5 protein-coding genes are annotated in these 5,560 nt (G+C 32.2%); all 5 read right to left on the bottom strand.

Annotation, left to right across the window (positions count from 1 at the left end):
- Positions 1-351 precede the first annotated feature (351 nt).
- Positions 352-663 (bottom strand): helix-turn-helix domain-containing protein, encoded by a 312-nt coding sequence (locus tag ACK5ON_RS02375; RefSeq protein ID WP_409819521.1) that lies wholly within the window; start codon positions 661-663, stop codon positions 352-354.
- 4 nt (positions 664-667) lie between these two features.
- Positions 668-1,006 carry a type II toxin-antitoxin system RelE/ParE family toxin gene (locus ACK5ON_RS02370; protein ID WP_409819518.1) on the bottom strand — a complete coding sequence of 113 codons (339 nt, stop codon included), beginning with the start codon at positions 1,004-1,006 and terminating at the stop codon, positions 668-670.
- 242 nt (positions 1,007-1,248) lie between these two features.
- Positions 1,249-2,733 (bottom strand): Fic family protein, encoded by a 1,485-nt coding sequence (locus ACK5ON_RS02365; RefSeq protein WP_409819516.1) that lies wholly within the window; start codon positions 2,731-2,733, stop codon positions 1,249-1,251.
- Between the two features lie 731 nt (positions 2,734-3,464).
- Complete coding sequence (locus ACK5ON_RS02360; protein ID WP_409819514.1) at positions 3,465-4,088, bottom strand: hypothetical protein; 624 nt, start codon at positions 4,086-4,088, stop codon at positions 3,465-3,467.
- A gap of 270 nt (positions 4,089-4,358) precedes the next feature.
- Positions 4,359-5,066, bottom strand: coding sequence for a phospholipase D family protein (locus ACK5ON_RS02355; RefSeq protein WP_409819512.1), 708 nt, complete (start codon positions 5,064-5,066; stop codon positions 4,359-4,361).
- Between the last annotated feature and the right edge of the window lie 494 nt (positions 5,067-5,560).

Below are 5,560 nucleotides of genomic sequence, written 5' to 3'. Positions count from 1 at the left end.
GTATATAGTTGTTTAGCTAGTTGAAATGTGGCTTAACATCAGTTCTTCTAAAAACCCTCCATCCGAACTGATTTTAATTAATTATGAAATAAATATATAGGTTTTACGGGACATTAAAAACCTTTTTTATAAAAAGGCAGCTGAGATTCCTCTCTCGTCCCAAAAGACGAGACGGAATGACAAATAAGTCCTTAATTTAATGACATTGGACGAGCACTAGTTGGTTTTCTATTTTATTGCACCGCAGGGCTACTTCTTGAGGGGGACTCAACACAGACGAGCACCAGTTGGGGATAGGAAGGCATAGCCAGTCGCTTTGATCTAGTCGCGCGGGAGCATTCGGAAATTTATTTAAATAATTGCAACTTTTTGATTAAGCAACTCAACATTAAAATTAACTTTTGCATTAAGTGCTTTGAAAACTTTCATTATTGTATCAAATCTCGCATCAGTTAAGCTATTTTCAATTTTCGAAATTTGTGCTTTTTTTACACCAACTAATTCGCCTAATTGTTCTTGGGTCAAGTTTCTCTCTTTGCGAATTTGTTTGATCGTTTGACCAATAAGTTCAAGCTTTAATTCATTTTCAAAAGCATCTCTATTTTGAGTTCCTTTCTTTCCGACGAATCTATCAGTTACTTCATCTAAACTATATGTTTTCATAATATTATTTTTTTTCGTTAAAATATTTTATCCTTAGAGCTTCAGCTTTTTCTATTTCTATTTTTGGAGTTTTGTCTGTTTTCTTTATAAAACCATTTGACGAAACTACAATTGTATCTTGTTTATTGGATTTGTCCCAAAAGGCAAGTAATCTAATATATTGCTTATTATATAAAGTTCTAAATTCCCAAATTTCACCATCAAGTTTTTTAAATAATTCGTTATCATTTAGACTTCTTGATTTCCAAATATTGTAAAGTATTTTTTCTCTTGACTTTTGATCTAAACTTTCCAAAAATTCCATTACTGGTTCAAGAAATTCAACTTTGAATTTATATTCCATTTGATGCTTTTATATTATTTTGGGTAAAGATATAAGTTTCCTTTTTAAGAAACAAATTTTCTTATAATTTCGTCGCGGATTGCTGACGCATGACTACGTTGTGGTTTTCTATTTTATTGCACCGCAAGGCGACTTCTTGAGGTGTATTCGTCACAGACGAGCACCAATTGGGGGCGTTGGCAAAGGAGTGCCTTTTGAAGAGATAAAACGCTTGATTTTATTTTAGCATTATTTATTCGTTCTTAGGGAATAGCGATTATCTTCAACTTTGCTTCGTCATGTTCTTTGAAGGCGTTGCTTTGGGTTAAGTGATGTTCTAACGCTTCCATGTCGTTTGCTATTAATGTGGCGCTGAATTCTTGTGCTCTTTGTAGCATTCTTATATAAACTGCTGGATCATCGTTTCTTGATAGTTTTCTTAATGCTCCCAAATAATCATCGCGGTAAACAGTTGGAATTATTATTCTTGTTTGATTAGTTTTAACTAATTCAGCATTCATCATTACTCTTGCTATTCTACCGTTTCCGTCAAGGAATGGGTGTATTTCACTTATCATAAACATGATGTAAGCGGCCTTAGCAAATGGTTCTTGTAATGCTTGGTAGTAATCAAATCCTTTTATTAGAGTTCCTCTCACTAAAGTATGGTCGACAAAATGAGTTTCTCCTGCTCGGTTGTTTTTGTCTTTGAATTGTCCGGGCTTTTTTGAGGTTCTGGCTGCTAAAAGTATTTGATGCCTATATTGTACTATGTTCAGTAATTCATCTGGATTGGAAGGTGTTGTACTCATTTCCTTTTGATTGCTTACTAATTTATATGTTCCTAAAATGTCGTGTGAATCTTCGTCACGATTTGGAATTGGAATTTCGGTTTGAATGATGCTTTTGGCTTCTTCGATTTCAAAAATAGTTCCTTCAATATAGTTTGAAAAATAAGCTTCAAACAAAGCAAAGTTTCTAAAAGCATTGGTTTCTGTATTTACATCTTTTCGATCTTTGTAGGGTTGTTGCTGTAATTCTACAAACAGTTTTTCAAATAATTCTAAGCGATGTTTGTCATACGGATTTCCTAAAGCTCTTGCCACTGCCATTGGTGAAGTTAGTATCTTGGACGGTTTTGTTGTTAGCAAAGCACTTATTAGTTTGTTTAGTTTTTCAAACTCGGATTGCATTCCTAGTTTTTCTGCTATTTCTCTTGCTTTGTCTCTGAACTGGTTTAGTCCTACTTCCCCTTTTACTTGTGCTATTTGTTCCAGTTTGTTTTCTATTTCTGGTAACGTAATTGTTTTGGAAGTTGGTCCAATTTGACGTGATGATTGCAGGTTTTCTAAAAATGCTCTTTCCTGTTGTGATACAAATAATTCTCCTGAAAATGGATTATCTCCTTCTATAGCAGGCATTCCTTCCATGAAACGGATTGTTATTCCTGGTAGCTCAATTTTCTTGGTGTACGTATAGGTTACAAAAATTTGATTAGCTGATGTTGGTTTGAATTCTAAAGCGGAGCGATGGCTTACTACTGCTCCTGGATATAGTTTGCCTAAAATGGTAAAAATGTTTCTTCTAATGATTGTTTCTTCCGATTCATTGAAGTTTGAAGTATAGATACGAGGTGCAATTTTTTTTATTTGCCCTTCTTCTTCCAGTTTACTTAATTGTCTGTTCAAAGCGATATCGCTTGTTGCAAAAATGATTTCTTGAAGGTGGATTGGTATGTTATTTTCCATTATAATGGCTTTTAAACTCAAAATTAGTTATTGTTTTCCAGTAAAAGACTATTTTACGCAAAAATTTTCCATTATAAATAGATTGATACCCTATTTTGATTTCCACTAAAAGTTACTTTTGCCAGAGTTTGAAGTCTTATTTTCCAGTAAAGCTTGATTTTACGCAAATATTTTCCAGTAATTGTAGCTATTGTTTTTTTTAGTTGTAACCAATGTATTCTAAATTTGTTACAAAATATATCCTCATAATACACACCTACTTTCCGAACCCCTACTGGCTTTTTTTTACTTTTATAATTACCTTACAATCTGATTTTTAAATCGTTTTTAGGGTTTATTTTGTCGCATAAATAGTAGAAATTTGCGACAATAATAGTATTGCATTAAACTTAATTAACTTTTTACTATTAAGCGATAAAGCCCGTTTTTGTTATTAGAAATGAAATGAAGCAAACAAAGAATTGATGCTAGGCGACTTCTTGAGGGGTACTCATCACAGACGAGCACCAGTTGGGGATACTCATCACAGACGAGCACCAGTTGGGTAATCCCCACCATTTTGTCATTCTCCCGAGACTTCGGGACAAGAGGAATCTCATTAGTTACTCATTTTATGTGATTTCTCCCGTTGGTCGATATGACAAGTAAGTGCTTAACTTAATGAGATTGGACGAGCACTTGTTGGGTTTCGCCATTTCTTGAAACGGCGGTTAGCAAATCGGCTTATAGGTTTATGGCATTATTATTTTTCCAAATAACTCTAACCATAATATATATCCAGAAACACCACCAACAAGTCCAGAAATTATAAATGTAATTCTAATTTTTTTCGGAATAAATTTAAAAACTACTGTCCATAGTACAAAAACTCCAATCAGTGCTGTCGTTAAAACAAATGACCATTTTGGTAATTCTAAATATCGGGCCATTTTTACTTCGTCTCCACGAACTCCAAATTTTCCATTTATAAAGTAGAAAAGAACCCAAGTAAACATATTTGAAACTTGCCTTAACCAAAAAAGTGAAGTAAAAATATAACACCATTGTAATAGCGATAATTTTTCAATTTGATAAAATGATTTTCTTGATAAATATAATAATGCAACTCCCAAAGTGCCAGTTAAGATTGTTTGTAATGGTCCGCCAAGAGTGATTATAAATCTTTCTTTGGGTGAAATTAAGTTATTTTGATTACCTTCTATAATGGTCATTCCATAATTAACTCTAGAGTTAAGTCCTAAAATTTTAGCAGATAGATAATGACCATATTCATGAGAAATTGTTCCTATTACTGTCATTAAAATAAATGTTAAACTTAAATAAGTAAATAGTTTTTTGTCAAAATAAAATGTCATTTCTATGGTTTTTTGAAAAGCTGTTTGCTAACGCCTAAACACCCGCAATAACATACGTATACCTACCCCAATGTAGGTGTACTAGCGAATATTTATTCCGTTATTTACTTTCAAAAATAATACTAATTTCTTAAAAAAAACTCTGTCAAAGTTCAAAAGGTTGATAACGTTGTACTTTTCTTTTTTATTGCTTAGCAGGGCGACTTCTTAGAGCGGGTAACTAACACGCGTTAGGAATCGAGGAGCGGGAGGGTTATTGGCTGGGCTAATTTAGTTTTCGTTAGTCCATAAGTTAAAGCATTTATTACACTGCGGTCTTCTCATACTTACTATTTCATTTTCTCCACACCTATGACAAACGTTTTCGCCATAATCATAATTTTGATATACTGACCAAGTTGAATAACATTCTCCGCAAAATGGACTATATGGATTATAATTTATTCGGTCATTACATCTTAAACAATGTCCGTTAATTCTGTTCTTATAATTTGATTTAGTGTTATTATTATAGTTTTCATTTCGGTAATTTCTATCATAATTATTTATTCTTATTTTTTTAGCCGATTGTATGATTGATAAAGTTTCATTTTCAGCCTTTTCAAATAATTCCTTATCTACATTTAGGTCAATTAGAACTCCCATTTCTCGATTGTTTTTTTCTGAAAACTCATACATATTCATCGATGTAATTACCATTTTAGTTTCGTTAAAATAGCATTTAGCGTGTAGATTTCCAGAGAAATATAATTCTAAATTTTTTAGTTCTGATAATGAATTCTTTTCATTAGGCTTCAATTCGTCTTTTCCGTAAATTATCTTAATTCTTACATTTCGATTTGATGCGTCTTTCAATCTTTCTTGTAAAGTTTTTGATATTTGCAAATATGGTGACACTAAAATAAGTTTAGTTTTTGCATCAATTATTATGTTTTCAATATAATGAGAAGTTCCGCTAGTAGTTAAAAATTCAGCCATTAATTATTCAATATATTATTTGTTTTTCTTATTCGGTTTTTTTGCGAAAGCCATGACACTAAATTCTAAATACCCGTAATAACTTAAGTATATCTACCCCAATTTGGGGGTATAAGCGAATATTTATTCTTTTTTTTACTTTCAAAAATAATACTAATTTTTTGAAATAAACGTTGTCAAAGTTCAAAAGGTTGATAACGTTGTACTTTTCTATTTTATTGCACCGCAGGGCGACTTCTTGAGAGGTACTCGTCACAGACAAGCACCAGTTGGGATTTTATGTCACCCTGAGCTGCCTGTACTGACGCAGGAAGTAACGAATGTTTATTTGTAAATTTGAATAAAATAATTACTTTTTTAAAATTGTAATTTATTTGACCTAACTAATTCGTCCATATCAATTTTTTAAATTAATACTCTTTTTTACTGGGAATTACTCCACGAATTCCGCCTTTTGGATTTTCTACATCGCCTTTATATCTAGGGATTATGTG

The organism is Flavobacterium sp. (assembly GCF_046317795.1).
Taxonomy (GTDB): Bacteria; Bacteroidota; Bacteroidia; order Flavobacteriales; family Flavobacteriaceae; genus Flavobacterium.
The sequence above is the reverse complement of the archived record's forward strand: the minus strand, read 5'-3'. Positions and strand labels throughout refer to the sequence as shown.